Here is a 26,589-nt window from a genome sequence, read left to right on the forward strand (position 1 = left end):
CTCCCTGCGGCCGGATCGATTGCCGGTGATTACGCACCGTAACGCACGTGCTAAACTTCCAGTGATGGAATTGTCATCGGGAGCCATGGAGGTATATCTTTGGCAACCGAATGCAGTTTGCTCCGGTGAAAGGTCAGTCTCCATGGCAGAGCAGATCATTAAGCGCCTCATCGACGACATCGATGGGGGGGAGGCAGAGGAGACCGTTCAGTTCTCTCTCGACGGCGTCCCCTATGAGATCGATCTGAGCAGCACCAACGCTAAGAAGGTGCGGGATTCTCTGGCGCCGTTCGTGGAGCACGCGCGGAAGGCCGGTGGGGGGGCCGCCGGCGGCCGCCGGCGTCGTAGTCGTGCAGCGTCGAGTCGCGAGCGCAGCGCGGATATCCGCGCTTGGGCCAAGGCGCGTGGCATCAAGGTCAACGAGCGCGGACGCATCCCGGCGACTGTCGTCGAGGAGTACGAGCGCGCGCACTGATCGAATACAGCTGCGGTGAAACGGTCCGTCGTCCGGCCTATGGGGCGGCGGGCCGTTCGCTTGCGGCGTACGGGGAACATCACGGCCCCGCGCGGTAGTTGGATGAGGATGAACGGGCTTGGCCCGGGGAACGTCTTCCGTTGGGACTACCGAGTGGCGGCGTCCGCCGGGCGGGCTAGCATGCGGAAGGACAGGGTCGGACATGCCGACCCTGGCCCAACCGCTCTGTGAGGAGCGACGAGATGTTCGAGAGGTTTACGGACCGCGCGCGGCGGGTTGTCGTCCTGGCTCAAGAAGAGGCCAGGATGCTCAACCACAACTACATCGGCACCGAGCACATCCTCTTGGGCCTCATCCACGAGGGCGAGGGGGTTGCCGCCAAGGCTCTGGAGAGCCTGGGCATCAGCCTCGAAGCCGTGCGCCAGCAGGTCGAGGAGATCATCGGCCAGGGGCAGCAGGCGCCTTCGGGACACATCCCGTTCACTCCGCGGGCTAAGAAGGTCCTTGAGCTTTCGCTGCGTGAGGCGCTGCAGCTCGGTCACAACTACATCGGGACCGAGCACATCCTGCTCGGCCTCATCCGCGAGGGTGAAGGTGTGGCCGCCCAGGTGCTGGTGAAGCTGGGTGCCGATCTGAATCGCGTGCGCCAGCAGGTGATCCAGTTGCTGCACGGATACCAGGGCAAGGAGCCCGCGTCCTCGGGCGGGCCGTCTGAGGCCGCTCCGTCGACCTCCCTTGTGCTGGACCAGTTCGGCCGCAACCTGACGCAGGCCGCGCGCGAAGGCAAGCTCGACCCGGTGATCGGGCGCGAGAAGGAGATCGAGCGGGTCATGCAGGTGCTGTCCCGCCGCACCAAGAACAACCCGGTCCTGATCGGTGAGCCCGGCGTCGGTAAGACGGCCGTGGTCGAGGGGCTGTCCCAGAAGATCGTCAAGGGCGAGGTTCCCGAGACGCTCAAGGACAAGCAGCTCTACACGCTCGACCTGGGCGCGCTGGTGGCCGGTTCCCGCTACCGCGGTGACTTCGAGGAGCGCCTGAAGAAGGTGCTGAAGGAGATCCGCACCCGCGGCGACATCATCCTGTTCATCGACGAGCTGCACACCCTCGTCGGGGCGGGTGCGGCCGAGGGCGCCATCGACGCCGCCAGCATCCTCAAGCCGATGCTGGCCCGCGGTGAGCTCCAGACGATCGGCGCGACGACCCTCGACGAATACCGCAAGTACCTCGAGAAGGACGCGGCCCTTGAGCGCCGTTTCCAGCCGATCCAGGTGGCCGAGCCGTCGCTCAGCCACACGATCGAGATCCTCAAGGGCCTGCGCGACCGCTACGAGGCGCACCACCGCGTGTCGATCACCGACAGCGCGCTGGTCGCCGCGGCCCAGCTCGCCGACCGCTACATCAGCGACCGGTTCCTGCCGGACAAGGCGATCGACCTCATCGACGAGGCCGGCTCGCGCATGCGCATCCGCCGCATGACCGCGCCACCGGACCTGCGCGAGTACGACGAGAAGATCGCCGACGTGCGCCGGGACAAGGAGTCCGCGATAGACGCGCAGGACTTCGAGAAGGCCGCCGCGCTGCGCGACCGGGAGAAGCAGCTTCTCCAGGCCAAGGCCCAGCGTGAGAAGGAATGGAAGGCCGGCGACATGGACGTCGTCGCCGAGGTCACCGAGGAGCTGATCGCGGAGGTTCTCGCGACGGCGACCGGCATTCCGGTCTTCAAGCTCACCGAGGAGGAGAGCGCCCGCCTGCTTCGCATGGAGGACGAGCTCCACAAGCGGGTCATCGGCCAGAACGACGCCATCAAGGCGCTGTCCCAGTCGATCCGGCGCACGCGCGCGGGTCTGAAGGACCCCAAGCGTCCCGGTGGGTCGTTCATCTTCGCCGGTCCGTCCGGTGTCGGTAAGACCGAGCTGTCCAAGACGCTGGCCGAGTTCCTGTTCGGCGACGAGGACGCGCTGATCCAGCTGGACATGTCCGAGTTCATGGAGAAGCACACGGTCTCGCGGCTGTTCGGGTCTCCGCCTGGATACGTCGGCTACGAAGAGGGCGGGCAGCTGACCGAGAAGGTCCGCCGCAAGCCGTTCTCCGTGGTCCTGTTCGACGAGATCGAAAAGGCCCACCCCGACATCTTCAACTCCCTGTTGCAGATCCTCGAGGACGGGCGCCTGACGGACGCCCAGGGCCGCGTGGTCGACTTCAAGAACACGGTCGTGATCATGACGACCAACCTCGGCACGCGCGACATCTCCAAGGGCCTGTCGGTCGGCTTCGCACGGGAGAACGACCTCCAGGGGTCCTACGACCGGATGAAGTCGAAGGTCAACGAAGAGCTCAAGCAGCACTTCCGGCCGGAGTTCCTCAACCGTGTCGACGACACCGTCGTGTTCCACCAGCTCACCCCGGCCGAGATCATCACGATCGTCGATCTGATGATCGCCAAGGTGGACGAGCGTCTCAAGGACCGCGACATGGGCATCGAGCTGCGCCAGGATGCCAAGGACCTGCTGGCCGAGCGTGGCTACGACCCCGTGCTGGGCGCCCGGCCGCTGCGCCGGACCATCCAGCGCGAGATCGAGGACAACCTGTCGGAGAAGATCCTCTACGGCGAGCTGCACGCCGGCGAGATCGTGATGGTCGGCGTCGAGGGCACCGGCGAGACGGCGAAGTTCACCTTCGTCGGCGAGCCCAAGCCCGAGCCGGTCCCGGCCCCGGCGACCGCCGGCGAGCCGGTCAACCACCCGTAAGGTCATCCGAAGGCCCCGCGTTCCTCACCGAGGAGCGCGGGGCCTTCGCCTTGCCGCCTCAGGCCCTCACCCGTGACGCCCTGGCGGCCGGCTCGCCGGACGCACGCGCCGTCGATCACCGAACGTGACGCGAATCGCGCACATCGGGAGATGACATGGAAGGCCGCGGCGCCCCCGCCTCTCGCCACGGAGTGAATCGTGGGTGGGGTGTGCGGGTCGGTCGTCGCGGGGCGGATCGTGGGTGGGGTGTGCGGGTCGGTCGTCGCGGGGCGGTCGGTTGTCGCGGGGCGGTCGTCCGGTCACCGCGCGGCGGCCGTCGTCCGCGAACGTCGTCAGCCCTGCGGGTAGACCTCGACGTCGGCATGATGGCCCGTGGTCTTGGCCAGCCTCGCGTCGCTTGTCACCAGCGGGCAGTCCAGAGCCTCGGCCAGTGCCACGTAGGAGGCGTCGTAGGCGGTGACGTTGTCGCGGAGCGCCCAGATGCGATCTGCCAGGCCCGTCATCGAGTAGCGGACGATACGAAGGTCCTGGAACTCGTTTCGAGCGTCTTGGGCACGGTCGGCGCCGAGCTTCCTGCCGCGTACAAGGCCGCGAAGCCCACTCAGGAATTCGACGTCGAGCAGATGGGGTGCGTGCAGCTGGGCTGCCGCCAGGCGCGACAGGAGCGCGTGGCTCGGGTGGCGTGCCTGGAAGGCGTGGAGGAGCGCCGAGGAGTCGGGGACGACGGGCGTCACTCGCGCCGCCCTTCGTCCAGGGCGGTGAGGATGTCATCCACCGTCGGTCCCTCGTCCCGTGCCCGCCTGGCCGCCCGGGCGAAGACGTCGGCCTGGGTGGGGTGCCGCGCGATGTCCATGATCTGGTTCAGCAGGTATTCCGACACAGAGAGACCCTCCGCCGCGGCCCGCGCCCGGACCGTCGCGTGAACGTCGTCCGGAACGTTGCGGATCTGCAGATTCTTGGACATGCCTCAAGCGTACATGCGTGATGCATGCAGGCCATGCATCACGCATGCGATCAGCTCGGAAGGGCGTAGCGGCCGTCTTCCAGGGGGTCGACCAGGCCGTCCTCGATGAGGGCGGCCAGGGCGCGCTCGCGCTGCAGGGCGTCGTCCCACACGTCGTCGAGGGCGGGCTTCTCGACCGGGCCGGTGGACTTGCGCAGGACGGCGAGCAGGCGGCCCCGGCACTGGCGGTCGGTGCCCGCGTAAGCCTGGCCCTTGCGGGGCGGCCCGTCGTACGGGGGCTTGCCGGACAGCCGCCACGTGCAGTCGTTCGCGATCGGGCAGTCGGCGCAGCGGGGCGTACGGGCCGTGCAGACCAGCGCGCCGAGCTCCATGACCGCCACCGACCACAGGGCGGCCACGGGCGGGTCGAGGGGGAGCAGCGTCTCCGCCAGGCGTACCTCGGCGGTCGTCTGGGCCTTCGGCGGGTACTCCACGCCCGTCACCGCACGGGCCAGGACCCGCCGGACGTTGGTGTCCAGGACCGCGTGCCGGCGGCGGTAGGCGAAGCTCGCCACGGCCGCGGCCGTGTAGGCGCCCACGCCGGGAAGGGCCCGCAGCTCGTCGTAGTCGGACGGAACCACGCCCTCGTGGCGCTCCGCGATGGCCCTCGCGCTCGCGTGGAGGTTGAGGGCGCGCCGGGGGTACCCGAGGCGGTCCCAGGCGCGTACGGCCTCGCCTGGGGGCTCTTTGGCCAGTGCGGCGGGGTCGGGCCAGCGGGTGAGCCACGCCTCGTAGGCGGGCAGCACGCGGACGACCGGGGTCTGCTGCAACATGATCTCGCTGACGAGTACGGCCCACGGGGAGGCGCCGGGGTGCCGCCACGGCAGGTCGCGGGCATTCGCGGCGTACCACGTCAGAACGGGTTCGGTGTATCTGGGCTCATGCATGACGCAATCGATCCTGGCACGGCGGGTCGCGACAACTCGCCATGATCGAAAAAGCATACTGAACGTATGGACGCAGACACCGACCGTAGCGAACGTCTGGACGCCGAAGACGATCTCGAACAGGGCGACGTGGAGGCGTACTGGCGCCGCCGGGTCTACGTCCTGGCCGGCGGGATCACCCTGATCGGCCTGGTGGCGTGGGCCTGCTCGGGCTCGGGACACAAGCGTTCGACGGCCCAGGTGCGCAACGCCGCCGCCACCGTGAGCCCGCAGGCCGCCGCCGCGCCCGCGGTGACGCCGACGGCGACCGTGACGGTCACCGCGTCGCCGGCCGGCGTCGTGCCGCCCAAGCGGCGCGCGGGCGACCAGTGCGACGCCGGAGACGTCGTGGTGGGCGTCACGCCGTCCGGGACGGTCTTCAAGGGCAAGGAGCACCCGAGGTTCGGGCTGAGCGTCGTGAACACCGGGAGACGGCCGTGCACGTTCGACGTGGGCCCGAAGGCACTGGTGATCCGCATCACGTCCGGCCCGGACCGCGTGTGGTCCTCGGCGCAGTGCGTGAACGGCGGCCCGAGCCTGCAGCGGCTCCAGCGGGGCGTGCCGTACCTGGCCACCCTCGACTGGGACCGCAAGCGGTGCACGGGCGGCTCGCACGCCGCGCCGGGCACGTACGTGATCTCGGTGGGTGCGCCGGGGATCAAGACCCAGCGTGAGGTCTTCCGCCTGCGCTGAGGCTCTGTGCGGCTCAGACGTAGCGTTCGAGGATGGAGGACTCGGCGAGCCGCGACAGGCCCTCACGGACGCTGCGAGCGCGCGCCTCGTCGACTCCGCCGACGCTCTGGAGGTCGTCGATGCCGGCGGCGAGGAGCTTCTGCAGGCCGCCGAAGTGCTCCACGAGCCGTTCGACCACCAGGCTCGGCATGCGGGGGACCTTGGCCAACAGGCGGTAGCCCTTAGGGCTCACCGGGATGTCGAGCGGGTCGTTTCCGGAGAACGCGAGGACCTCGGCCACCGTGGGCAGGTCGAGCAGCTCGGTGGCGGACAGCCCGTTGAGGGAGGCCAGCACCTCGGCGACCGGGCGCGGGCCGCGCTCCTCGGGGACGTAGTCGCGGACGATCAGCTCGCGGTCGATGTCGACGCCGGAGACCAGCTCGTCGAGCTGGAGGGACAGCAGGCGGCCGTCGGTGCCCAGCTCCACGACGTAGCCGTTGATCTCGTCGGCGATGCGGCGGACCATCTCCAGGCGCTGGACGACCGCGCTCACGTCACGCACGGTGACGAGATCTTCGATCTCCAGGGCCGAGAGGGTGCCGGCCACCTCGTCCAGGCGGAGCTTGTAGCGCTCCAGCGTGGCCAGCGCCTGGTTGGCGCGGGACAGGATCGCGGCGGAGTCCTCCAGGACGTAGCGCTGGCCGTCGAGGTAGAGCGCGATGATGCGCATCGACTGGCTGACGGACAGCACCGGGAAGCCGGTCTGGCGGGCAACCCGCTCGGCCGTGCGGTGGCGGGTGCCGGATTCCTCGGTCGGGATCGTCGGGTCGGGCATGAGGTGGACGCCGGCGCGCACGATGCGGGTGCAGGTGCTGTCGATCACGATCGCGCCGTCCATCTTGGCCAGCTCGCGCAGGCGCGTCGAAGAGAACTCCACGTCGAGCTGGAAACCGCCCGTGCACAGACCGGCGACGATCTTGTCGTATCCCAGCACGATCAGGCCACCGGTGTGGCCGCGCAGGATGCGTTCGAGCCCGTCGCGGAGCTGCGTACCGGGCGCGACGGCGGCAAGGGTTGCGCGCCGTCGCTCGTCTTTACCCTTGTCATGTGCTGGCACGTGACCCCCGGAGGTCGCTGGACGGCGGTCAGTTTATCGGTGAACGTGCCCGGCCAGCCTCCTCCCCTCGACCCAAAGTGGACAGCTCCTAGTCATGCTCCAGGACCACTCGAGGCAAACGCGATGTCTAGTGCTGACCAGACGGCGTCCGTTTCCATCACCTGCATACCCTCCTCTGTGACTATCGTGCCTGTCGCCCTTTTGGTCGGGTCCAGCGAGCCCGCCGGGACGATCGCGCGGCGGTAGCCGAGGCGTGCCGCCTCCGACATGCGCCGCTTCGCCGCCTGCACGCCGCGTACCTCCCCGGCGAGCCCGACCTCCCCGAAGGCGACCAGGTCAGAGGGGAGAGCCAGGTCGTTCGCGGCCCCCGTCACGGCCAGCGCGACGGCGAGATCGACGGACGGCTCGCCGAGCCGTACGCCGCCGACCGTCGCCGCGTAGACGTCGCGGTCGTGCAACTTGATGCCCGCGCGTCGCTGGAGCACCGCGAGCATCATCGCGACGCGCGAGGAGTCGAGCCCGGAGGTCATGCGGCGCGGGTTGGCCAGCGGCGAGGGCGCCACGAGGGACTGCACCTCGGCGACGAGCGGCCGCCGCCCTTCGAGCGTGACGGTCACGCAGGTGCCCGGGGCGGGCTTCTCCTGGCGGGTGAGGAACAACCCGCTCGGGTCGGGCAGCCCCACGATGCCCATCTCCGACAGGTCGAAGCAGCCCAGCTCGTCGGTCGGCCCGTAGCGGTTCTTCACCGCGCGGATCATGCGCAGGCGGCTGTGGCGGTCGCCCTCGAAGTAGAGCACCACGTCGACCAGGTGCTCCAGCACGCGCGGCCCGGCGATCGAGCCGTCCTTGGTCACGTGGCCGACCACGACGGTCGTGATGCCGCGCGCCTTGGCGACGCGGATCAGGTTGGCGGCGACTTCACGGACCTGGCTGACCCCGCCCGGCGCGCCGTCGATCTCGGCCGAGCCGATCGTCTGGATGGAGTCGACCACGATCAACTCGGGCGCGACGGAGTCGATCTGGCCCAGCACGGCCGACAGGTCGGTCTCGGCGGCGAGGTAGAGCTTGGCGGCGACGGCGCCCACCCGGTCGGCGCGCAGGCGCACCTGCTCGGCGGACTCCTCGCCGGTGATGTAGAGCACGGGGCCGCGCGCGGCGTGCAGGGCGGCGACCTCCAGGAGCAGGGTCGACTTGCCGATGCCGGGCTCGCCGGCCAGCAGCATCACCGCGCCGGGCACCAGGCCGCCGCCGAGGACCCGGTCCAGTTCGTCCAGGCCGGTCGCCGAGGTCTGCGCGGCCTGCACGTCGACCTCACCGATCGGCCGCGCCGGGGCGGTCACCGGCCCGGCCGTGACGACCCGCGCCGGTTTGGGCGCACCCGCGACGTCGACGGTGCCCCAGGCCTGGCACTCGCCGCAGCGGCCCACCCACTTGGAGGTCTGCCAGCCGCACTCGGCACAGCGGTACGCCTGTTTCACGGTTTTGGCCATGGGGGCGACCGTACGCGAGGGGACTGACAGGTCGGAGTGACGATGGTGGCGCTGGGTAAAACCGTGACTACGGGCGGCGTCGCGGATCGCCCGCCCGACCGCCGCCGGTGACCCGCCCGGCCAGGTGGGGGCGGGCACAGGGGGAGGGCTTTGATGCGCAGGTGGATCGCGCTCGCGGCAGTTCTACCGATCCTCGCCACCGCCCCACCGACGCAAGCCGCCTCGGGCGGAACCCCGACGTCCCGTACGGCTGATGCCTCCGCGTGGCCCGCCGCGTACGTCGGCATGAGGGCGCAGGCGGCGGTGGGCGCCGTCCCGCCGCGAGCCGCCTCGCGGGCAATCCTGGCGGCCGGCGCCTTCGCGCGACCCGCCGGGCCTGGGCGGGATGACGGGGCGATCGGGTCCGTGCCGGGTGACCGGGTGGGAAGTCCGGCGGCCGGGGGGAAATACGTGGCGCTCGGGGACTCCTTCACCGCCGGGCCGTTGATTCCCCGTAACCACGGGAAGCCGTTCGCCTGTCTGCGGTCCGATCACAATTACCCCTCCCTCGTCGCGCGCGCCCTGCACGCCGGGGAGTTCGTCGACGTCAGCTGCAGCGCCGCGACCACCGCCGAGATGTTCCGGCCGCAACGAGTGCTGCTCGGCAGCAATCCGGCGCAGCTCGACGCCGTCACCCCCGACACCGCGCTCGTCACCGTCGGGATCGGCGGGAACGACGTCGGGTTCAGCCGCACCCTCTACACCTGCGCCGGGCTCAGCATCACCTCGCCCAGGGGTGCGCCCTGCATGAGGCACTTCGGGAACACCCTCAACGAACGCGTCGCCGCCACGGCGCCCCGGATCGCGGCCATCCTCAAGGCCGTCCACGAACGCGCGCCACGCGCTCTCGTGCTCGTCGTCGGCTACCTCCGGATCCTGCCCTCCGCCACCGGCTGCTGGCCCGCGGTCCCGGCCTCCGCCGGCGACGTCCCCTACCTCGACCGCGTCGAGCGGTCCCTCAACCGGATGCTCGCCGAGGAGGCCCGGCGCGGCGGCGCGCTCTTCGTGGACGACTACCGCGGCGGTACCGGGCACGACATGTGCTCGACCCGCCGCTGGGTCGAGCCGATCCTGATCACCCACGCCGCCGCGCCCGTGCACCCCAACGCGATCGGCATGCGGGTCGTCGCGGCCAGAGTGGTGGCCACGTACGCGGCGACACGGGCCACCGCCGCACGGTGATCAGTAACGCCGCCACCACAGATTGACGGCGTAGTCCACCTCACACCCGGGGAAACCGGCCAGGAACTCCGTGGCCAGCGCGTCCGGGAACTCGATCCTCAGCACCGCCTCCAGTGACGACCGGTCCGAGAACCGCCAGTTCATGTCGATCGGCGTGCAGGAGAAACCCTGCCGCGTCCAGAAGCGCGCCACGGCCTCCGGGTCATAGGACGGCAGCCAGCGGCGGAACCATGACCCGAACGTCGACCTCGTCGCGTCGTTGTCGATCACGAACGCCGCGCCGCCGCGGCGCATCACCCGGCGGAGCTCGGCGAGGCCGGGTTCGCAGCCCGGCCCGAAGAAGTACGCCCAGCGGGCGTGGGCGACGTCCACGGAGGCGGACGGCAGGGGGAGGGACTGCGCCGCGCCCACGCGTACGGTGACGTCCGGAAGCCCCGCCACCCGGCGGCGCGCCGCCGACGCCAGGCCCTCGTGCGGCTCGACGCCCATGACCTTCGCCGCCGTACGAGCGAAGCGCGGGAGGTGGAAGCCGGTGCCGCAGCCGATGTCGAGCACGGTCGCGTCGTCCCAGGTACGGACCGCGCGCATGGCGTCCTCGATGCGCCCGTCCGGGTCGGCGGCGAGGTTCTCCAGCTCGTACACACGGGGGGCGTTCCAGATGTTCGGGCTGGGCACGGCTCCGGCAGCGATCACTATTCCACGGTAAACGCGTGGGGTATCCCACAACGTTCCGGGCCACGGAACGCATAGGCTTGCCGATTGTGGAAGAAGTCCTCCAGGTACCCGACGCGCCGATCGTGCTCTCGACGGCATCCGTCTACCCGGAGAAGACCCCTGCCGCCTTCGAGATGGCCGCGCAGCTCGGGTACGACGGCATCGAGATCATGGTGATGACCGACCCGGCCAGCCAGGACATCGATGTGATGCGGCGGCTGTCGGACTACCACCAGGTGCCGATCCTGGCCGTGCACGCGCCCTGCCTCCTGCTCACGCAGCGGGTCTGGGGCCGCGAGCCGTGGGGCAAGCTCGTGCGCTCGAAGGACGCCGCCGAGAAGCTCGGCGCCAAGGTCGTCGTGGTGCATCCGCCGTTCCGCTGGCAGCGGGAGTACGCGCGGGAGTTCGAGCAGGGCATCGCGCGCATGCAGGAGGAGACCGACGTGGTCTTCGCGGTGGAGAACATGTTCCCCGTACGCGCGCGCAAGAACGAAGTCGGCATGTACGCCCCGCACTGGAACCCCGTCGACCAGCCGTACCCCAACGTCACGGTCGACCTGTCGCACACGGCGGTCTCCGGCTCGGACCCGCTCGCGATGGCCGACGCGCTCGGCGACCGGCTCGCCCACCTGCACCTGGCCGACGGCATCGGCGTCGTCAACCGCGACGAGCACCTGGTGCCCGGGCGCGGCAACCAGCCGGCCGCCGAGATGCTGGAGCGCCTCGCCGCCCAGCGCTACGCCGGACAGGTGGTCGTCGAGATCAACACGCGCCGCGCGACAGGCCGTGACCAGCGCATCGACGACCTGGCGGAGTCTCTGGCCTTCACCCGGCTGCATCTCGCCGCGGCACGTCCGGCGGGCTCCTGGCGGGTGAACTCCGAGGGCGAGGTCTCCCCGTCTTGACGTCCCCCGCCTCGCGCGACCAGGTGACGCCGCCGTCCACGCGCCGACCCGGACGCCGGCCGGGGCAGTCCTCCTCACGGGATGACATCCTGTCGGCGGCCCGCGTGCTGTTCGGCGAGCGCGGGTACGACAAGGCCTCGATCCGGGCGATCGCCGGCGCGGCCGGGGTGGACCCGGCGCTGGTGCATCACTTCTTCGGCACCAAGGAAGACCTCTTCGCCGCCGCGATGGCCTTCCCGGTCGACACGAACATGATCATTCCGCTCGTCCTCTCCGGCCCTCGCGAGGGGATCGGCGAGCGCCTCGTGCGCATGGTGCTGAGCCTGTGGAGCGATCCACGGCTGAGGCCGCAGTTCGTCGGCATCATCCGGTCCGCGACGACGAGCGAGATGGGCGCGAACCGGCTGCGGGAGTTCGTCTACTCCCAGGTGCTCACGCGGGTGGCCGAGGAGCTGGACGTCCCCCGGCTCAACATCAACGCGGTGGCCGCGCAGATCGTCGGCGTCCTCATGCTCCGCTACGTGCTGGAGGTCGAGCCGATGGCCTCGGCGTCGGAGCAGGAGCTCACCGAGCTCCTCGCCCCCACGATCCAGCGCTACCTGAACGGCTGACCCCGTCCCTCTTCCGCGGTTGACGTTCGTCCTTTCACGGGCATAAATTCAACACATGGTGAGTTGTGCTGTAGAGGTGAGCGACCTCCGCGTCGAACGCGGGGGTCGTGAGGTCGTACGGGGCCTGACGTTCGAGGTTCCGCGCGGCTCGGTCGTCGGGCTGCTCGGGCCGAGCGGCTGCGGCAAGACCACACTGATGCGGTCCGTCGTCGGCGTGCAGATCGTCGCCGGCGGCACCGTGACCGTGCTCGGCCACCCGGCCGGCAGCCGCGCGCTGCGCCGGAGAGTGGGGTACGCCACGCAGAACCCCGCCCTGTACGCCGACCTGAGCGTCCGGGAGAACCTGCGTTACTTCGCGTCCGTGCTGGGCGCGCCGCGCGCCGACCCGGACCGCGTGATCGAGGAGGTCGGGCTCGGCGACGCGCGCGACCAGACCGCGGTCAGCCTGTCCGGCGGGCAACTGCACCGGGCGAGCCTGGCCGTCGCGCTGCTGGGCGCGCCGGAGCTGCTCGTCCTCGACGAGCCGACCGTCGGCCTGGACCCGGTGCTGCGCGTCGAGCTGTGGGCGCTGTTCCACGAGCTGGCCGCCCGCGAGGTGACGCTGCTGATCTCCAGCCACGTGATGGACGAGGCCGCGCGCTGCGAACGCCTGCTGCTCATGCGCGAAGGCACGCTTCTCGCCGACGACACCCCCGAGGCCCTGCGCGCGAGCACGGGGACCGACGACCTGGAGGACGCCTTCCTTCGTCTGGTCCAGGGACAGGAGACCGTCGTATGAGCCTGACGATCACGCTCGCGACGACGCGGCGCATCCTCAACCAGCTCCGCCGCGACCGCCGCACGCTGGGCCTGCTCATCGCCGTGCCGAGCGTGCTGATGATCCTCCTGCGCTACGTCCTCGACGCTCCGGGCGCCTTCGACCGGTTCGGGCCGATCCTCATGGGCGTGTTCCCGTTCATCGTGATGTTCATCGTGACGAGCGTCGGCACGCTGCGCGAACGCACGAGCGGCACGCTCGAACGCCTGATGACGACGCCGCTCGGCAAGCTCGACCTGCTGCTGGGGTACGCCCTGGCCTTCGGGGTCACCGCGCTGGTGCAGGCGGCGATCGTCGGCACGATCGCGCTGACCTGGCTCGGCCTCGACCTGCGGGGCCCGGCGTGGACGCTGTTGCTCGTCACGCTGCTCGACGCGTGGCTGGGCATGGCGCTGGGGCTGTTCGCGAGCGCGTTCGCGCGTACGGAGTTCCAGGCGGTGCAGTTCATGCCGGCGTTCGCGCTGCCGCAGCTGCTGCTCGCCGGCCTGTTCGTCCCGCGCGGGCAGATGTCGACCGTGCTGCAGTGGGCCGCCGATGTGATGCCTCTCTCATACGCCGTCGAGGCGATGCAGGAGCTCACCCGGCATCCGGACGTCACCGGCACGCTCGTACGCGACGTCGCCGTCATCGCCGGTTGCGCACTGCTCGCGCTGGTCCTGGGGGCCGCGACTCTCCGCCGCCGGACCACCTGAAGGGTGCCTTAACCTGGGGTGGATCGGGACAGTGTGGTCCCTGCCGAGAGGGGGAAGGTTGCTCCGCCAGGTCGTGTTGGCCGCCTCGCGCAGCGGCGGCGTGCGCAAGCTCGTCGAGACCGCGCCGTACACCAGAAGCGTTGTGAAGAGGTTCGTCGCGGGAGAGTCCGTGACCGATGCCCTCGCAGTCACCGAGCAGCTCATCGCCGACGGGCTGCTCATCACCCTCGACCATCTCGGTGAGGACACCGTCGAGACCGCCCAGGCCGACACCATCACGAGCCGCTACGAAGAGCTGCTCGGCCGGCTCGCCGAGAACGGATCCGGCGCCCGCGCCGAGGTCTCGGTCAAGCTCACCGCGCTCGGCCAGCTCCTCGACGACGGGGAGAAGGTCGCGCTGGAGAACGCCCGCCGGATCTGCGCCGCCGCGCGCGAGGCGGGTACGACCGTGACCCTCGACATGGAGGACCACACGACGGTCGACTCGACGCTGCGCGTCCTGCGGGAGCTGCGCGAGGAGTACCCCTCCACCGGCGCGGTCATCCAGTCCTACCTCCGGCGCGCCGAGGAGTACTGCGCGGCGCTCGCGGATGAGGGCTCGCGGGTCCGGCTGTGCAAGGGCGCCTACAGCGCGCCCGACTCGGTCGCCTTCACCGGTCGCGACGAGGTCGACAAGTCCTACGTCCGCTGCATGAAGGTGCTGATGGGCGGCCGCGGCCACCCCATGCTGGCCACGCACGACCCGCGGCTCATCGAGATCGGCGGCTCGCTGGCCACACTGCACGGGCGCGAGCACGACGCCTTCGAATACCAGATGCTGTACGGCATCCGCCCGAACGAACAGCGACGGCTCGCCGCGCAGGGCGCGCAGGTGCGCGTCTACGTCCCGTACGGCGAGCAGTGGTACGGCTACCTCATGCGGCGGCTGGCCGAGCGCCCCGCCAACATGGGCTTCTTCCTCCGGTCGCTGGCGACCAAGTCCTGACCGAGACGGACCGCCCCCGAGCCGGGGCGGTCCGCGGTCAGCGGGTCAGGCGCCGAAGTAGGCGCGGATGAGGGTCTGGTCGATGACGCCGCCGCCGGCGTCGGTGGCCCGTACGCGCAGCGAGACGGCCTGCCCCTTGCCTGCCGGGGGGAGCTTCGCGGAGTACTTCCCGTCCGTTCCCGACACGCTCGCCGGCCGCCAGGTCGTGCCGTCGTCCAGCGACGTCCACAGCTGCAGGCCCGTGGCCTTGGCCGTGGCGGCGCCGGCGACACGGGAGACGCTGAACGTCGCCGTGTCACCGTTCGGGTGGTTGAGCAGGTCCAGCGGCAGCCGGTAGTCCACCAGCAGCAGCGGGAGCCGCTCTTCGACCGGGTCGCTATGGAAGGTCCACGACGTCGAGGTCTTCGTGGAGACCGGCAGGGCCGCGGAGGCGTCGAGGTCGTAGCGCAGGCGGTACGTCCCGGCGGTGGCCGGCACGCCGAAGTCGCCGTACGGAGTGGTGGTGGTGCCCTCCAGGGTGTCGCCCGCGTAGAGCCGCATCGTGCGGCTGCTGACGGCGTCCCACTCCGGCATGCCGGTCAGGCAGTCGAAGCCGTCGGGCAGGTCCTGCAGGTCGACCAGCTCGACGTGGATGTTGCCCCGGCTGCGAGTGCTCGCGCCGGGCGCGCATTCGCTCGGCGAGACGCCCGTCGCGGAGTAGGGTCCCGGCCGGAACGGCTGGCGCACCCACTCGTCGGTCTGGGTGCTGCCCGGTGTGTACCTCCGTACCGGCAGCTCGGTGACCCAGAGCCCCCGGCCGAGGTTCGGCAGGACGGCCTCCTCGGCCCACTGGAGGCCCGGTTCGGCGCTCACGTGGTCCGTACGCGTCGAGCCGCCCGTCACGTCGCTGATGCCCTCCGACACGAGGAATCCGGCGGGGTCGAGGCCGTACCGGACCTCGCCGACCGGGTCCTTGACGTCCCCGTTGATCGTGCCGAACCGCTGGTCGACGCGGGCGAGGCTCTTCGGGTCGACCTGGTAGTCGACCGACGCCGGCACGCTGGGCCCGAGGTCGTGCAGGATGTCGTCGACGGTCGCGCCGCCGTCGGTGAGACGGGTGTAGGCGTACACCCGCATGGCGCCGGTGCGCGGGGCGGCGATCGGGACCGTGTAGACGTCCGGCGAGCCGTCGAAGCTGAACACCGAGGCGGCCCAGGTGTCCTCGCCCAGCGTCCGCTCGACCTGGAGGCCCGTCGCCGAGCCGGGGTCGACGCTCATGCCGGGCGCCGACAGGCGGAGGGGCCGGGCGTGGGAGGCGTCGAGCGGCAGGGTCACGTCGGCGTTCACGGTCAGCTCGGCGCTTCCGGCGAGGGCCGCGCGCTCCGCACCCGCGGTCGTGTCGTCGATCTCGCCGAGGACCAGGTACCGCCCGGAGGGCACGGTGAGCCGCGCCGTCCCGTCGGCGTCGAGAGATACGTCGGACGAGAAGAGCGTGTAATCGTCCAGGTCGACCACGCTGACCCAGCCGGACATGGCCCCGTCCGGAGTGCCCGGAAGCGCCGTGGCCTTCATCGTCAGCGTGTGGGTCTCCGGCTCGGCGTACGCGCCGACCGGTGTGCGCAGCGCGACGCCGTCCGCGCGAGCGGTCACGACGCCGCTCCAGGCGCCGCCGGTCGTGAGCCGCCTCGGGTCGAGCGACAGGTCGGCCCCGGCCGACCCGCCGGCCGGCACGGTCACCGTGGCGGGCAGGGAGAGGGCCGCGGCGGCCGTTCCGTGGCTGTCGGCGAGCGTCGCGGCCAGCCGCAGCGTCACCGGGCTCTTCCCCGCGTTCGTCCAGGTGAGCCTCTTTGTGAGGGGCGCGGTCGAACCGTGCGGAATCGACCCGAACGCCGCCGTCGCCTGGTCGCCGGTGACCGTCGCGATGGCCGCCGCGCCGACGTCGAGGCGTCCGCTGCCGACGTCGTAGACGGTGCCGGGGACGGCGTCGGCGGTGGAGACGAGCGCGGCCTTCAGCCGGGCCGGGTCCCAGGACGGGTGTTCCTGCAGCAGTGCGGCGGCGGCCCCCGCGACGTGCGGGGTGGCCATCGAGGTGCCGCTGGCGGAGGTGTAGTTCGCGTCGATGATGTGGCCCATCGACGTGCCGGCGGCGCGGGCGGCGACGACGTCGACGCCCGGCGCGGCGATCTCCGGCTTCAGGACCCTGCCGCCGCGGCTGGAGAAGCTCGCGACCTTGTCCTGGGCGTCGACCGCGCCGACCGTGAGGGCGGAGGCGGCGAAGCCGGGCGACTCGATGGAGTCCGGCTCCCCGTCATTGCCGGCGGCGATGACGAACAGGGTGCCGTCCGCGGCGGTCAGGTCGTCGACGGCCTTGGTCACGGGGTCGTTCGCCGGGTCGTCGGAGAAGCCGCCGAGGCTCATGCTGACGACCGGCGCCTTGGCCGCCGCCCACTCCATGCCGGTGATGACGCCGGACTCGCTGCCGTAGCCGTTGTCGTCCAGGACCTTGCCGATCAGCAGGTCGGCGTCAGGGGCGACGCCGCGGCGCTCGCCGTTCGCGGCGGCGCCGGTGCCCGCGATCGTCGCGGCCACGTGCGTGCCGTGCCCGTACCGGTCGACGGTGTCGGCGGACTCGGAGAAGTTCTTCTGCTCCGCGATCCGGCCCTTGAGATCCGGGTGCGTCGCGTCGACGCCGGTGTCGAGGACGGCGACCTTGACGCCCTTCCCGGTGGCGCCCGCCTTCCAGGCCGCGGGCGCGCCGATCTGGTCCAGGTTGTGGTCCAGGGCCTGGACGTGGACCCTCCGGTCCAGCCAGACGTGCCGTACGCCGGCCTGGGTCATGGTCTTCGGCGCGAGGGCCTGCTTCTTCGGCTGCCGTACGGCGACGGCGCCGATGCTGGACAGCGTCCGGCCCGCGGCCAGGGCGCGGACCCCCGTGCCGTTCTGCACGATCAGCGGCAGGTCGGCCCGGTGCGCGTCGTCGTCGCCGTCCTTGATCAGCGTGGTGACGTCGAACAGCGCCGGGTCGTACACGCGGCCGATCTTCGCGGCGACGTCGAGCGGGACGACCCGCACGTCACCGTCCGGCCGGATGTCCTTGCGGAAGATCACCGACCGGCGTCCCGCCCCGGGCCGTACCGAGACGAGCGGCGGCCGGCCCGACTGCGTGTTCACCTTGACGACGTCCCCGGTCAGCAGGGTCACCGTCCACGAACGGCCGGGCGCGAGCTTCGGTGGAGAGGCGGGAGCGGCGGCGCTCGCCACCGCGGGAAGGCCGGCGATCACCAGTCCCGCGAGAGCGAGGGCGGCACCTGCTCTGGATCTACTCATGCGGCGTCCATCTCATCGACGACAGCGGTCAGTGAGAATTGGCCGCGAACCGGCATTTCTTTCCGGTGATTTCGAGCGGATTCCGTACGGGCAGGTGAGGACCGGGGTACCGGGCTCGATACGCTTCGTGAGGTGACAGGAGAGACGAAGTGATCGCGATTCTGGGTGCCGGCAAGATGGGCGAGGCGCTGCTGAGCGGCGTGCTCCGGGCCGGGCGGCGCCCCTCCGACCTGCTCGTCACGGCGCGGCGGGAGGAGCGCGGTGCGCTGCTGCGCGAGCGGTACGGCGTCGAGGTCGCCACCAACGCCGACGCCGCGCGTACGGCCGACACGCTGGTCCTCGCGGTCAAGCCGCAGGACATGGCGACGCTGCTGGAGGAGCTCAAGGGACACGTCCCGGACGGCCGCCTGGTGATCTCGATGGCGGCCGGCATCCCGACCGCGTTCATCGAGGAGCGGCTGCCGTCGGACGTGCCGGTCGTACGGGTCATGTCCAACACACCGGTGCACGTGGACGAGGCGATGAGCGTGCTCTCGGCCGGCACGCACGCGACCGAGGAGCACCTGAAGCTCGCCGAAGAGCTGCTCACCCCGGTCGGCAAGGTGCTGCGCATCCCCGAGTCGCTGCAGGACGCCGCGACCGCGCTGTCGGGCAGCGGCCCCGCGTACTTCTACTACCTCGTCGAGGCGATGGTCGACGCGGGCATCCTGCTCGGCATGCCGCGGGCGGCGGCGCTGGAGATGGTGATCCAGTCGGCGGTGGGCGCGGCGGTCATGCTGCGCGACTCCGGCGACCACCCGGTGATGCTGCGCGAGGCGGTGACCTCACCGGCCGGGACGACGATCTCGGCCATCCGCGAGCTCGAACGCCACGGCGTGCGCGCCGCCGTCATCGAGGCGATCGAGGCCGCCCGTGACCGGGGCCGTGAGCTGGGCAGCGGCTGACCGGCCGCGCATCTTTTCCCGCCGGGTTGAACCGAACGGGCGCGGCAGCCGTGCGTTGTGTATGGGCCTACTACTTCGACTGGCCGTCTTCGCCGGACTCGGCGTAGACGCATACGTGCACATCAAACTGGCCGGCGACGCGGGCCACACCGGGACCATCACGGCGAGCACGCTGTTCTGGGTCCAGGGCATCCTGGCCGGTGTCGTGGCCGTCCTCGTCCTCGTCCGCCCGCGTCCCGTGCCGTACCTCATCGCGTTCCTGGTGGCGGCCAGCGCCCTCGGCGCGGTGCTCCTCTACCGGTACGTGGACGTGGGCACCCTCGGCCCGCTGCCGGAGATGTACGAGCCGGTCTGGTACACGGACAAGGTTCTCGCCGCCGTGGCGGAGGCCGTCGCGACGGTGGCCGCCGCGATCGGCTTCGCCGTCACCGCGAAGACACCGGGCGCGGTTGGCGCCGGCCGCCGCCGGTCCGTCGACGCCTGAGGTCTCGGCCGGGCGCCCGGCGCCCGGCCGAGCCGCTCTTCAAGCGGCGAGCAGTCCCATCGCCTCCTTCGCGGCCGTGACCGTACCGGCGGCCCTCTCCCGGGCCCGCTCGGCGCCGTCGCGCAGGATCGCCTCCAGGGTCGCGGGGTCGGCCGAGAGCTCGGCGTGGCGGCGCTGCAGGGGTTCGAGCAGGGCGATGACCGCGTCGGCGGTGTCACGCTTCAGCGCCCCGTACGAGCCGGGCGACAGGTCCGCGACCGGGGTCCCGGTGCAGGCGGACAGGATGGACAGCAGGTTGGACACCCCGGGCTTGGCCTCGGGGTCGAACTCCACCGAGGTGCCCGAGTCGGTGACCGCCCGCATGATCTTGCGCCGGACCACGTCGACCGGGTCGAGCAGGAAGATCGTCCCCGGCGAGTCGACCGACTTGCTCATCTTCGCGACCGGGTCGGCCAGGTCCATGACCCGCGCGGCCGCCGGCGGATGGACGGCGTGGGGAAGCGTGAACACCGGGCCGTACCGGTTGTTGAACCGCGTCGCGAGGTCGCGCGTCAGCTCGACGTGCTGCGCCTGGTCGGCGCCGACCGGCACGTCGGTCGCCTGGTAGAGCAGGATGTCTGCGGCCATCAGCGCCGGATAGGTCAGCAGCGACAGGCGTACGGCGGACTGCCGCGCCGACTTCTCCCGGAACTGGATCATCCGCTGCATCTCGCCGTAGTGCGCGGTGCTCTCCAGCAGGTAGGACAGCTCCGCGTGGGCGGGCACGTTGCTCTGCAGGAAGAGCAGGCAGCGGTCCGGGTCGAGGCCGGCCGCGACCGCGAGGCCGGCCAGTTCGAGCGATCGTTCACGCAGCAGGGCGGGATCGTGCTCGCTGGTGAGGGCGTGCAGGTCCGACACGCCGAACACGCAGTCGGCCGCCGGCAGCAGCCGTACGGACGGGAGGAAGGCGCCGAGCAGGTTGCCGAGCGTGGGCCGCCCGGACGGGGTGAAGAGGCTGAGCACGCGCTTCATGGTTACTCCTGGGAGCTGAGCCGCCCCGGGAGCACAGAAAACGGCCGCCGGGGCGGCGGCCGTTGTCGTAATGCGCAAGGACGGGGACCGCCGTCAGGCGGCCCACCAGCTCTGTGACAGAGGTCCTCGCACGAAGCCGAGAATATCAGGGGGAGTTCAGGCGGCCTCGGTGACGGAGTCGACGCCGACGACCTCGCGGATGAAACGCCCGGCCTCGCGCATCGCCTCGTCGGCCTCGGGGAGCATGCGGTTGAAGATCTGGAAGACGTGCATCTGGCCCGGCCAGATCTGCAGGTCGAACGGGCTGCCGGCCTCGTCCAGCACCTCGGCCAGGGCCTCGGCCTCGGCGCGCAGCACCTCGATGCCGCCCACCTGGATGAGAAAAGGGGGAAGCTCCTCGCTCGGACAGGTCAGGAGCGACAGCCGTGGATCGGTCCAGTCTCCCGCCCCGACGTAGAGCCGGCCGAACCTCGTCGCGACCGCGGGGTCGATGTACGGGTCGTGGCGGCGCATCTCCGAGGCCATGGCCAGCTCGCCGGTGAGGTCGACCCAGGGGGAGAAGAGCACGACGCCGCCGGGCGAGGGCAGGCCCGTACGGCACGCCTCGGCGGTCAGCGCGGTCGCGAGGTGGCCGCCGGAGGAGTCGCCGGCCACGATGATGTGCTCGGCGGGGACGCCGCGCGCCAGCAGCAGCCGGTACGCGTCGAGGCAGTCCTCGAACGCGGCCGGAAAGGGGTGCTCGGGCGCCAGGCGGTAGTCGGGGACGAGTACCGGCAGCCCGGTGTCCATCGCGAGCCGCGCGGTGATGACACGGTGCGTACGGGGGGAGCAGATGGCGTAGCCACCGCCGTGGAGGTAGAGGATCGCGCCCTGACCGGTCGAGCGGCCGGGGGAGCGCAGCCACTCGCCGCGTACGGCGCGTTTGACGCCGGGGTCCTCGACGCAGGGGTCGATGATCGGCTCGACGCTGACACGCGGGTCCGGCCGCAGGCAGCGCGAGCCGGCTCCGAGCAGGGAACGCCAGAACCGGATCGTGGCCGACCGGCCCTTGATCCGCCCGGCGAACGGCCGGACCCCGAGGCGCACGGCCGTGGTCAACACTCGACTTTGCGAGCTCGGGGTCCGTGCGAACGGGGGGAGTTGTACTTCTTTCGCAGAATCCACCGCAACCGCCTCCTGTGCCAGGAGTCACCTACCTTGTTAGATGCCCCGGCAGACCGGATCGTTCACGTCACAAATCGGTTGAGTTATCAGATGTAAGACATTTAACATGCCTGACATCTGGCATGATCACAAGGTGTGACGACACTCGAACCGGTTCCACGGCCGTCGGCCGTCGAAGCGGTGATCGACCAGATGCAGAGGCAGCTCACCTCGGGAACCTGGTCGGTCGGAGACCGGATTCCCGGTGAGTACGACCTGTCCGCCCGGCTGCGGGTCAGCCGGCCGGCCGTCCGCGAGGCCATCCGCGCGCTGAGCCACATCGGCGTGCTGGAGGTCCGCCGGGGCGACGGCACCTACGTCCGCAGCGCCGTCGATCCCCGCCCGCTGCTGCGCCGCTTCGAGCGCGCCACGCTACGGGACGTGTTCGAGCTCCAGCAGGCCTACGACGTGCAGGCGGCGAGCCTCGCCGCGCGGCGCCGTACGCCGGATGACCTCGTGCGGCTCGGCGCCCTGCTGGAGGACCGCGACGCGGCGGAAGATCCGGAGGAATTCGGCGGAGCCGATGTGCGCTTCCACATCGGTGTGGCGGAGGCGGCCCACAACGTCCTGCTGGTCGAGGCCTTCCGCTACTTCCAGAGCCGGCTGCGCGAGTCCCTGAGCGCCGTACGGCTGGACGGCGAGCTGCCCGACGCCGGTCCCGCCGCGCACCGCGCGGTGGTGGAGGCGATCGCCGCACGCGATCCGGACGCGGCCGGGCGCGCCGCCGAACGCATCACCGTGCCCACGCTCGACGCGCTGGAGGCGCTACTTTGAGGCGATACGCCGGTGTCATCCTGATCGTTCTGGTCGCGCTCAACCTGCGGCCGGCCGTGGTCGCGGTCGGGCCGCTGCTGCGGCAGATCCAGCACGATCTCGGACTCTCCGGCGTGGCCGCGGGCGCTCTCACGACGCTTCCGGTGCTGTTCTTCGGCGCGTTCGGCCTGGCGGCGCCGCTGTTCCGGCGCAACCTGCGCGGTGAGGTGCTCCTCGTCACGAGCATGTTCCTGCTGGTCGTCGCGCTGCTCGCCCGGGTGGTCCCGGTGCAGGCGGCACTGTTCGGCGGCGCGCTGCTGGCCGGCATCGCGATCAGCATCGGCAACATCGCCGTCCCCTCGATCATCAAGCGGGACCACCCACAGGCCATCACGACGGTCACTGCGGTCTACACCGTCGCGATCACCGCCGGCGCCGCGATCTCCTCCGCCGTCGTCGTACCGCTGGAGCACGCGGCGCACTCGAGCTGGCGGCTGCCGCTCGTCCTGCTGGCCATCCCGGCCGCCGTGGCGGGAGTCGCCTGGCTGCCCCGTCTGCGCCACGGAGCCCCGGCCGCGGTGGCGCCGGAGGGCGGCTCACCACGCGTGTGGCGCTCCGCGCTCGCCTGGCACGTCACCGGGTTCATGGGCCTGCAGTCGATGCTCGCCTACGTCACCTCCGGCTGGCTGCCGACGATCTGCCAGGACCGAGGTCTCAGCGAGGCGGCCGGCGGCTACGCGCTCGGGCTGACCAGCCTGCTCCAGGCGGTCGGGGCGTTCCTCGTCCCGGTGCTGGAGCGGCGGTTCCGCGACCAGCGTCCCCTGGTCGGGATCGTCGCCGCGCTCTGCATCGTCGGCTTCAGCGGCACGGTGTGGGCCCCCGCGGGTTCGGTCTGGGTGTGGATCGTGGTGCTCGGCCTCGGTCAGGGCGTCGGGTTCGCCACCGCGCTGTCGTTCATCGGCCTGCGGGCCTCGGACACGCACGTGACGACGCAGCTCTCCGGCATGGCCCAGGGGATCGGGTACGTCATCGCGGCGCTCGGCCCGCTCGCCATCGGGGCGGTGCACGACGCGACCCACGGCTGGAGCGTTCCGGCCGTGCTCGTGCTCGCCGTCTCGGTCGTCATGCTGGTGCCGGGCCTGAGCGCGGGGCGCGACCGGACGATCGGCGACGAGAGCCTGTCCGGGGAGGCGCGGACGTCCGTCGCGCGTTGATCCGGATATGGACACGGAACTCGCGTTGCGCCCCGTCGGTGAGAACGACCTGGCCGTGCTGGAGCGGCTGACCCAGGACCCGGAGTCCTCCGGTGAGTTCGCGTGGTTCGGCTGGACCGATCCGTACCGCTATCGCCGCAGGTGGGCCGAGGACGGCCTGCTCAGCGACGATGACGGCGCGCTGATGGTCCGGCGGGGAGACGAGCGGCTCGGTTTCGTGGTCTGGCACCGCCGGCAGACGGGCCGGGCGTCCCACTGCCTGTCCGTGGGCATCGGGATGCTCCCCGAGGCGCGCGGCCGCGGATACGGCACCGAGGCGCAGCGGCTCCTGGTCCGCTACCTGTTCGCGCACACGACGGTCCACCGGATCGAGGCCGACACCGAGGTGGACAACCTGGCGGAGCAGAAGGCACTGGAGAGGGCCGGGTTCAGCCGCGAGGGCGTGCTGCGTGCGTTCGGCTGGCGGGACGGCGCCTGGCGCGACGGCGTGGTCTACGGCGTCCTCCGTACGGACCCCGCCGTGTAGGGCCTTAAACGCGCGTGGGACGGCGGACCAGTTCGCCGCCGCAGTTCGGGCACACGTGGGTCAGCTTCCGGGTGCAGGACGCGCAGAACGTGCATTCGTAGCTGCAGATATAGGCCAGGCCGTTCGCGAACAGCGGTTCGTCGCAGCGCTCGCAGGTGGCGCGCATCTCCAGCCCCATGCCCGCGGAGCCTACCGGTACCGTGACCAACATGGACGAACGGAGCGAGCAACACGATCCGAATGACACGGCGGCCTCGCTCCAGGTCTTCTGGGACGAGCGCCTCACGTCGTACGACTTCGGCCCCGAGCACCCGATGAACCCCGTACGCGTCGACCTCACGATGGCACTCGCCCGCGAACTCGGGGTGTTCGACGCGCCCGGCGTGTCCGTCGAGGGGTTCGAGCCGGCCGGTGACGACCTGCTGCGCCTCGTCCACGACCAGGCCTACATCGACGCCGTACGCGCCGGGCGGCCCGACCCGGCACGCGGCCTCGGCCTGGCCGACAACCCGGTCTTCCCCGGCATGCACGACGCGACGGCACTGGTCGCGGGGGCGACCGTGGCCGCGGCGCGCGCGGTGTGGAACGGTACAGCGGCGCACGCCGCCAACGTCGCCGGCGGCCTGCACCACGCGATGCGCGGCGCCGCGTCCGGCTTCTGCGTCTACAACGACCCGGCCATCGCGATCGCCTGGCTCCTGGAGCAGGGCGCGCGGAAGGTCGCGTACGTCGACGTCGACGTCCACCACGGCGACGGCGTCCAGGCGGCCTTCTACGACGACCCGCGCGTGCTGACCATCAGTCTGCACGAGACGCCGCGCACGCTGTTCCCGGGCACGGGCCTGCCCCAGGAGACCGGGGCCGGTTCCGCCGTGGGCACGGCGGTCAACGTGGCACTGCCGCCGGGCACCGACGACAAGCACTGGCTCCGCGCCTTCGACGCGGTCGTCCCGCCGCTGCTGCGGGAGTTCGCCCCGGAGGTGCTCCTCACCCAGCAGGGGTGCGACAGCCACGAGCTGGACCCCCTCGCACACCTGTCGCTGAGCGTCGACGGCCAGCGCGCCGCGTACCGCGCGCTGCACAGGCTGGCCCATGAGACGGCCGGCGGGCGTTGGATCCTCGTCGGCGGAGGCGGGTACGAGCTGGTCCACGTCGTCCCGCGCGCCTGGACCCACCTGCTGGCCGAGGCGGCGGAGCGGCCGATCCCGCCGGAGACGCCCACGCCGCAGGCCTGGCGTGAATACGTGCGCGAACGCACCGGAGCGCGGGCTCCGGAACGCATGACCGATGGATCCGAACCGGAGGTGTGGACGTGGGCGAGCGGGTACGACCCGGCGAATCCGGTGGACCGGGCGGTGCTGGCGACGCGGAAGGCGATCTTCCCCGAGCACGGCCTGGATCCCCTGCAGTGACGGAGGTGCCGACCCGTACGGAACTGCGCGACCACCTCGTCCGTACGCTCATCGCCGGCGAGGTGGCCACACCCAGGCAGAACAACCTCCTGCACTACCGGCGGATGGCGGCGGGCAAGCCGTACTACCAGTTCGGGCTGGAGCTGGAGCGCGCGTGGACCTTCGAGGAGATCTTCGCGCTGATGGTGAAGAAGTGCGGGATCGACCCGGACCCGTCCCACGTCTACGGGGACGACACGATCGACCCGGAGCTCACGATCGACGCCCTGGACGCGATGGGCGATCGGATCGCCCAGGCCGCGGAGCGCCGCGAGACGGTGCTGCTCGCCACCGGGCACCCCTCCGGGCTGTTGCCGGTGTACCTCGCCGTGGCGCGTGAGTTGGCCGAGCGCGGCTGTGCGGTTCTGACGCCTGCGGCGGGCTGGTCGTATGAGGTCGACACGCCCCAGGGGCCGCGAACCCGCCAGATTCGCTACATCGACCGCGTGGCCGTACTTTCAGGCGGCGGAGCGCTGCACCATACACATGATCCCCACCCGATGCGTGCGATTCTGGAAGAGCTAACCGTAAACTCGACAGTATGGCCGGATCTGGCCATAGCGGACCACGGCTGGGCGGGGGCCGCCGGGCAGGCGGGCGTCGCCACGGTCGGGTTCGCCGACTGCAACGATCCGGCGCTGTTCGCAGGGGAGGCCGAGGGGAAGGTCCATGCCGTCGTACCGCTGGACGACAACGTGCCGCCGCACTACTACACGCCGCTCACTGTGTATCTTTTGGCACGTTCGGGCCTGATTGATTGAACTCCCCTCTTGCGACTACAGATTCACGATTTACGCTGGAGAAAGTACACGGCCGTGATCAAAGTCACCGCAAAGGTCTGACGCGCGGCGTGTGGAAGAGGGCGTCCGATGAGCTCAGGCGAGCGACCTCTCAGCGAGGTCAGGTTCCTGACTGTGGCCGAGGTGGCTGCGGTGATGCGGGTGTCCAAGATGACCGTATACCGCCTCGTTCACTCAGGAGAACTACCGGCGATTCGCGTGGGACGTTCGTTCCGCGTACCGGAGCAGGCTGTCCACGACTATCTGCGAGACGCGTTCATCGAAGCGGGCTGACCCTCCTACCGCACGGGGGGTTGCCGAGCCCGCGACCGACGGGCGTACTGGCGGCGGTACCCTTGGGCTTCGGGCTGTGCCCGCCAAGGGTGCTGATCGCCTGTCTCCTGCCGACCACCTAGTGAGGGTTTCGTGGGCTCTGTCATCAAGAAGCGTCGTAAGCGCATGGCCAAGAAGAAGCACCGCAAGCTGCTGAAGAAGACACGCGTCCAGCGCCGTAACAAGAAGTAACTTCTCGTTGAGGTAGCC

Annotated in this window: 28 protein-coding genes; 18 read left to right on the forward strand and 10 right to left on the reverse strand. The window is 70.9% G+C overall.

The window, feature by feature from the left end:
- The first annotated feature begins 142 nt into the window (after positions 1-142).
- On the forward strand, positions 143-475 hold the full coding sequence (locus QWU11_RS15145) for an Lsr2 family protein (RefSeq protein ID WP_141955677.1): 333 nt from the start codon (positions 143-145) through the stop codon (positions 473-475).
- Positions 476-717: 242 nt separating this feature from the next.
- On the forward strand, positions 718-3,222 hold the full coding sequence (locus QWU11_RS15150; protein WP_290108773.1) for an ATP-dependent Clp protease ATP-binding subunit: 2,505 nt from the start codon (positions 718-720) through the stop codon (positions 3,220-3,222).
- 332 nt (positions 3,223-3,554) lie between these two features.
- On the opposite strand, the gene QWU11_RS15155 is transcribed toward QWU11_RS15150, so the two are convergent.
- The 3 genes from QWU11_RS15155 to QWU11_RS15165 are packed head-to-tail and all read right to left on the reverse strand — an operon-like array spanning position 3,555 to position 5,112.
- Positions 3,555-3,956: a type II toxin-antitoxin system VapC family toxin gene (locus QWU11_RS15155; protein WP_290108774.1), complete on the reverse strand. Its 402-nt coding sequence runs from the start codon at positions 3,954-3,956 to the stop codon at positions 3,555-3,557.
- Positions 3,953-4,186: an antitoxin gene (locus QWU11_RS15160; protein ID WP_290108775.1), complete on the reverse strand. Its 234-nt coding sequence runs from the start codon at positions 4,184-4,186 to the stop codon at positions 3,953-3,955. The genes QWU11_RS15155 and QWU11_RS15160 overlap by 4 nt, the downstream gene beginning before the upstream one ends.
- A gap of 50 nt (positions 4,187-4,236) precedes the next feature.
- Positions 4,237-5,112: an A/G-specific adenine glycosylase gene (locus tag QWU11_RS15165; RefSeq protein WP_290108776.1), complete on the reverse strand. Its 876-nt coding sequence runs from the start codon at positions 5,110-5,112 to the stop codon at positions 4,237-4,239.
- A gap of 66 nt (positions 5,113-5,178) precedes the next feature.
- On the opposite strand from QWU11_RS15165, the gene QWU11_RS15170 reads away from it, so the two are divergent.
- Positions 5,179-5,844 (forward strand): hypothetical protein, encoded by a 666-nt coding sequence (locus tag QWU11_RS15170; protein ID WP_290108777.1) that lies wholly within the window; start codon positions 5,179-5,181, stop codon positions 5,842-5,844.
- A 13-nt stretch (positions 5,845-5,857) separates the two neighbouring features.
- On the opposite strand, the gene disA is transcribed toward QWU11_RS15170, so the two are convergent.
- Both disA and radA read right to left on the reverse strand, forming a co-directional pair.
- Complete coding sequence (gene disA, locus QWU11_RS15175) at positions 5,858-6,940, reverse strand: DNA integrity scanning diadenylate cyclase DisA (protein ID WP_290108778.1); 1,083 nt, start codon at positions 6,938-6,940, stop codon at positions 5,858-5,860.
- A 92-nt stretch (positions 6,941-7,032) separates the two neighbouring features.
- Entirely contained in the window at positions 7,033-8,430 is a 1,398-nt protein-coding gene (gene radA, locus QWU11_RS15180; protein ID WP_290108779.1) for a DNA repair protein RadA, read from the reverse strand.
- A gap of 450 nt (positions 8,431-8,880) precedes the next feature.
- Between radA and QWU11_RS15185 the strand changes: the two genes are divergently transcribed.
- Positions 8,881-9,651, forward strand: a complete 771-nt coding sequence (locus QWU11_RS15185; protein ID WP_290108780.1) for an SGNH/GDSL hydrolase family protein — start codon at positions 8,881-8,883, stop codon at positions 9,649-9,651.
- Here the strand turns inward: QWU11_RS15185 and QWU11_RS15190 are convergent, their stop codons facing one another.
- Positions 9,652-10,344: a class I SAM-dependent methyltransferase gene (locus tag QWU11_RS15190; protein WP_290108781.1), complete on the reverse strand. Its 693-nt coding sequence runs from the start codon at positions 10,342-10,344 to the stop codon at positions 9,652-9,654. It lies immediately after the preceding gene.
- A gap of 68 nt (positions 10,345-10,412) precedes the next feature.
- Between QWU11_RS15190 and QWU11_RS15195 the strand changes: the two genes are divergently transcribed.
- From QWU11_RS15195 to QWU11_RS15215, 5 genes are all read left to right on the forward strand, one after another.
- Entirely contained in the window at positions 10,413-11,270 is an 858-nt protein-coding gene (locus QWU11_RS15195) for a sugar phosphate isomerase/epimerase (RefSeq protein ID WP_290108782.1), read from the forward strand.
- Positions 11,267-11,881 (forward strand): TetR family transcriptional regulator, encoded by a 615-nt coding sequence (locus QWU11_RS15200; protein ID WP_290108783.1) that lies wholly within the window; start codon positions 11,267-11,269, stop codon positions 11,879-11,881. Before QWU11_RS15195 ends, QWU11_RS15200 begins: the two co-directional genes overlap by 4 nt.
- Positions 11,882-11,957: 76 nt before the next feature.
- On the forward strand, positions 11,958-12,659 hold the full coding sequence (locus QWU11_RS15205; protein WP_290108784.1) for an ABC transporter ATP-binding protein: 702 nt from the start codon (positions 11,958-11,960) through the stop codon (positions 12,657-12,659).
- A complete protein-coding gene (locus QWU11_RS15210; RefSeq protein WP_290108785.1) occupies positions 12,656-13,390 on the forward strand; it encodes an ABC transporter permease in 735 nt (244 codons plus the stop codon). The genes QWU11_RS15205 and QWU11_RS15210 overlap by 4 nt, the downstream gene beginning before the upstream one ends.
- 58 nt (positions 13,391-13,448) lie before the next feature.
- A complete protein-coding gene (locus tag QWU11_RS15215; RefSeq protein WP_290108786.1) occupies positions 13,449-14,375 on the forward strand; it encodes a proline dehydrogenase family protein in 927 nt (308 codons plus the stop codon).
- A gap of 45 nt (positions 14,376-14,420) precedes the next feature.
- Here QWU11_RS15215 and QWU11_RS15220 read toward each other — a convergent pair whose 3' ends face one another.
- Positions 14,421-17,681, reverse strand: a complete 3,261-nt coding sequence (locus tag QWU11_RS15220) for a S8 family serine peptidase (RefSeq protein ID WP_290108787.1) — start codon at positions 17,679-17,681, stop codon at positions 14,421-14,423.
- A 149-nt stretch (positions 17,682-17,830) separates the two neighbouring features.
- Between QWU11_RS15220 and proC the strand changes: the two genes are divergently transcribed.
- A complete protein-coding gene (proC, locus tag QWU11_RS15225; protein ID WP_290108788.1) occupies positions 17,831-18,625 on the forward strand; it encodes a pyrroline-5-carboxylate reductase in 795 nt (264 codons plus the stop codon).
- Positions 18,626-18,740: 115 nt separating this feature from the next.
- On the forward strand, positions 18,741-19,109 hold the full coding sequence (locus QWU11_RS15230; protein WP_290108789.1) for a hypothetical protein: 369 nt from the start codon (positions 18,741-18,743) through the stop codon (positions 19,107-19,109).
- Between the two features lie 39 nt (positions 19,110-19,148).
- On the opposite strand, the gene trpS is transcribed toward QWU11_RS15230, so the two are convergent.
- Both trpS and QWU11_RS15240 read right to left on the reverse strand, forming a co-directional pair.
- On the reverse strand, positions 19,149-20,120 hold the full coding sequence (trpS, locus tag QWU11_RS15235) for a tryptophan--tRNA ligase (protein ID WP_290108790.1): 972 nt from the start codon (positions 20,118-20,120) through the stop codon (positions 19,149-19,151).
- Positions 20,121-20,276: 156 nt separating this feature from the next.
- Entirely contained in the window at positions 20,277-21,218 is a 942-nt protein-coding gene (locus QWU11_RS15240; RefSeq protein WP_290108791.1) for an alpha/beta hydrolase, read from the reverse strand.
- A 201-nt stretch (positions 21,219-21,419) separates the two neighbouring features.
- Between QWU11_RS15240 and QWU11_RS15245 the strand changes: the two genes are divergently transcribed.
- The 3 genes from QWU11_RS15245 to QWU11_RS15255 are packed head-to-tail and all read left to right on the forward strand — an operon-like array spanning position 21,420 to position 23,816.
- The gene (locus tag QWU11_RS15245; protein ID WP_290108792.1) at positions 21,420-22,097 is read left to right on the forward strand and encodes a FadR/GntR family transcriptional regulator; all 678 of its coding nucleotides are present in this window, start codon (positions 21,420-21,422) and stop codon (positions 22,095-22,097) included.
- The gene (locus tag QWU11_RS15250; RefSeq protein ID WP_290108793.1) at positions 22,094-23,290 is read left to right on the forward strand and encodes an MFS transporter; all 1,197 of its coding nucleotides are present in this window, start codon (positions 22,094-22,096) and stop codon (positions 23,288-23,290) included. The genes QWU11_RS15245 and QWU11_RS15250 overlap by 4 nt, the downstream gene beginning before the upstream one ends.
- 7 nt (positions 23,291-23,297) lie before the next feature.
- Positions 23,298-23,816, forward strand: coding sequence for a GNAT family protein (locus QWU11_RS15255; RefSeq protein ID WP_290108794.1), 519 nt, complete (start codon positions 23,298-23,300; stop codon positions 23,814-23,816).
- A gap of 4 nt (positions 23,817-23,820) precedes the next feature.
- Here QWU11_RS15255 and QWU11_RS15260 read toward each other — a convergent pair whose 3' ends face one another.
- Positions 23,821-23,994, reverse strand: a complete 174-nt coding sequence (locus QWU11_RS15260) for a DUF1272 domain-containing protein (RefSeq protein WP_290108795.1) — start codon at positions 23,992-23,994, stop codon at positions 23,821-23,823.
- A 31-nt stretch (positions 23,995-24,025) separates the two neighbouring features.
- Here QWU11_RS15260 and QWU11_RS15265 point away from each other — a divergent pair, with 31 nt between their 5' ends.
- From QWU11_RS15265 to QWU11_RS15280, 4 genes are all read left to right on the forward strand, one after another.
- Entirely contained in the window at positions 24,026-25,228 is a 1,203-nt protein-coding gene (locus QWU11_RS15265) for an acetoin utilization protein AcuC (RefSeq protein WP_290108796.1), read from the forward strand.
- Complete coding sequence (locus QWU11_RS15270; RefSeq protein WP_290108797.1) at positions 25,225-26,028, forward strand: phosphatase; 804 nt, start codon at positions 25,225-25,227, stop codon at positions 26,026-26,028. The genes QWU11_RS15265 and QWU11_RS15270 overlap by 4 nt, the downstream gene beginning before the upstream one ends.
- Positions 26,029-26,136: 108 nt before the next feature.
- Positions 26,137-26,340, forward strand: coding sequence for a helix-turn-helix domain-containing protein (locus QWU11_RS15275; protein WP_026414196.1), 204 nt, complete (start codon positions 26,137-26,139; stop codon positions 26,338-26,340).
- 132 nt (positions 26,341-26,472) lie between these two features.
- The gene (locus QWU11_RS15280; protein ID WP_012854759.1) at positions 26,473-26,571 is read left to right on the forward strand and encodes an AURKAIP1/COX24 domain-containing protein; all 99 of its coding nucleotides are present in this window, start codon (positions 26,473-26,475) and stop codon (positions 26,569-26,571) included.
- The last annotated feature ends 18 nt before the right edge of the window (positions 26,572-26,589 follow it).

Origin of the sequence: Actinomadura sp. DC4 (genome assembly GCF_030406325.1) — a bacterium.
GTDB lineage: Bacteria > Actinomycetota > Actinomycetes > Streptosporangiales > Streptosporangiaceae > Actinoallomurus.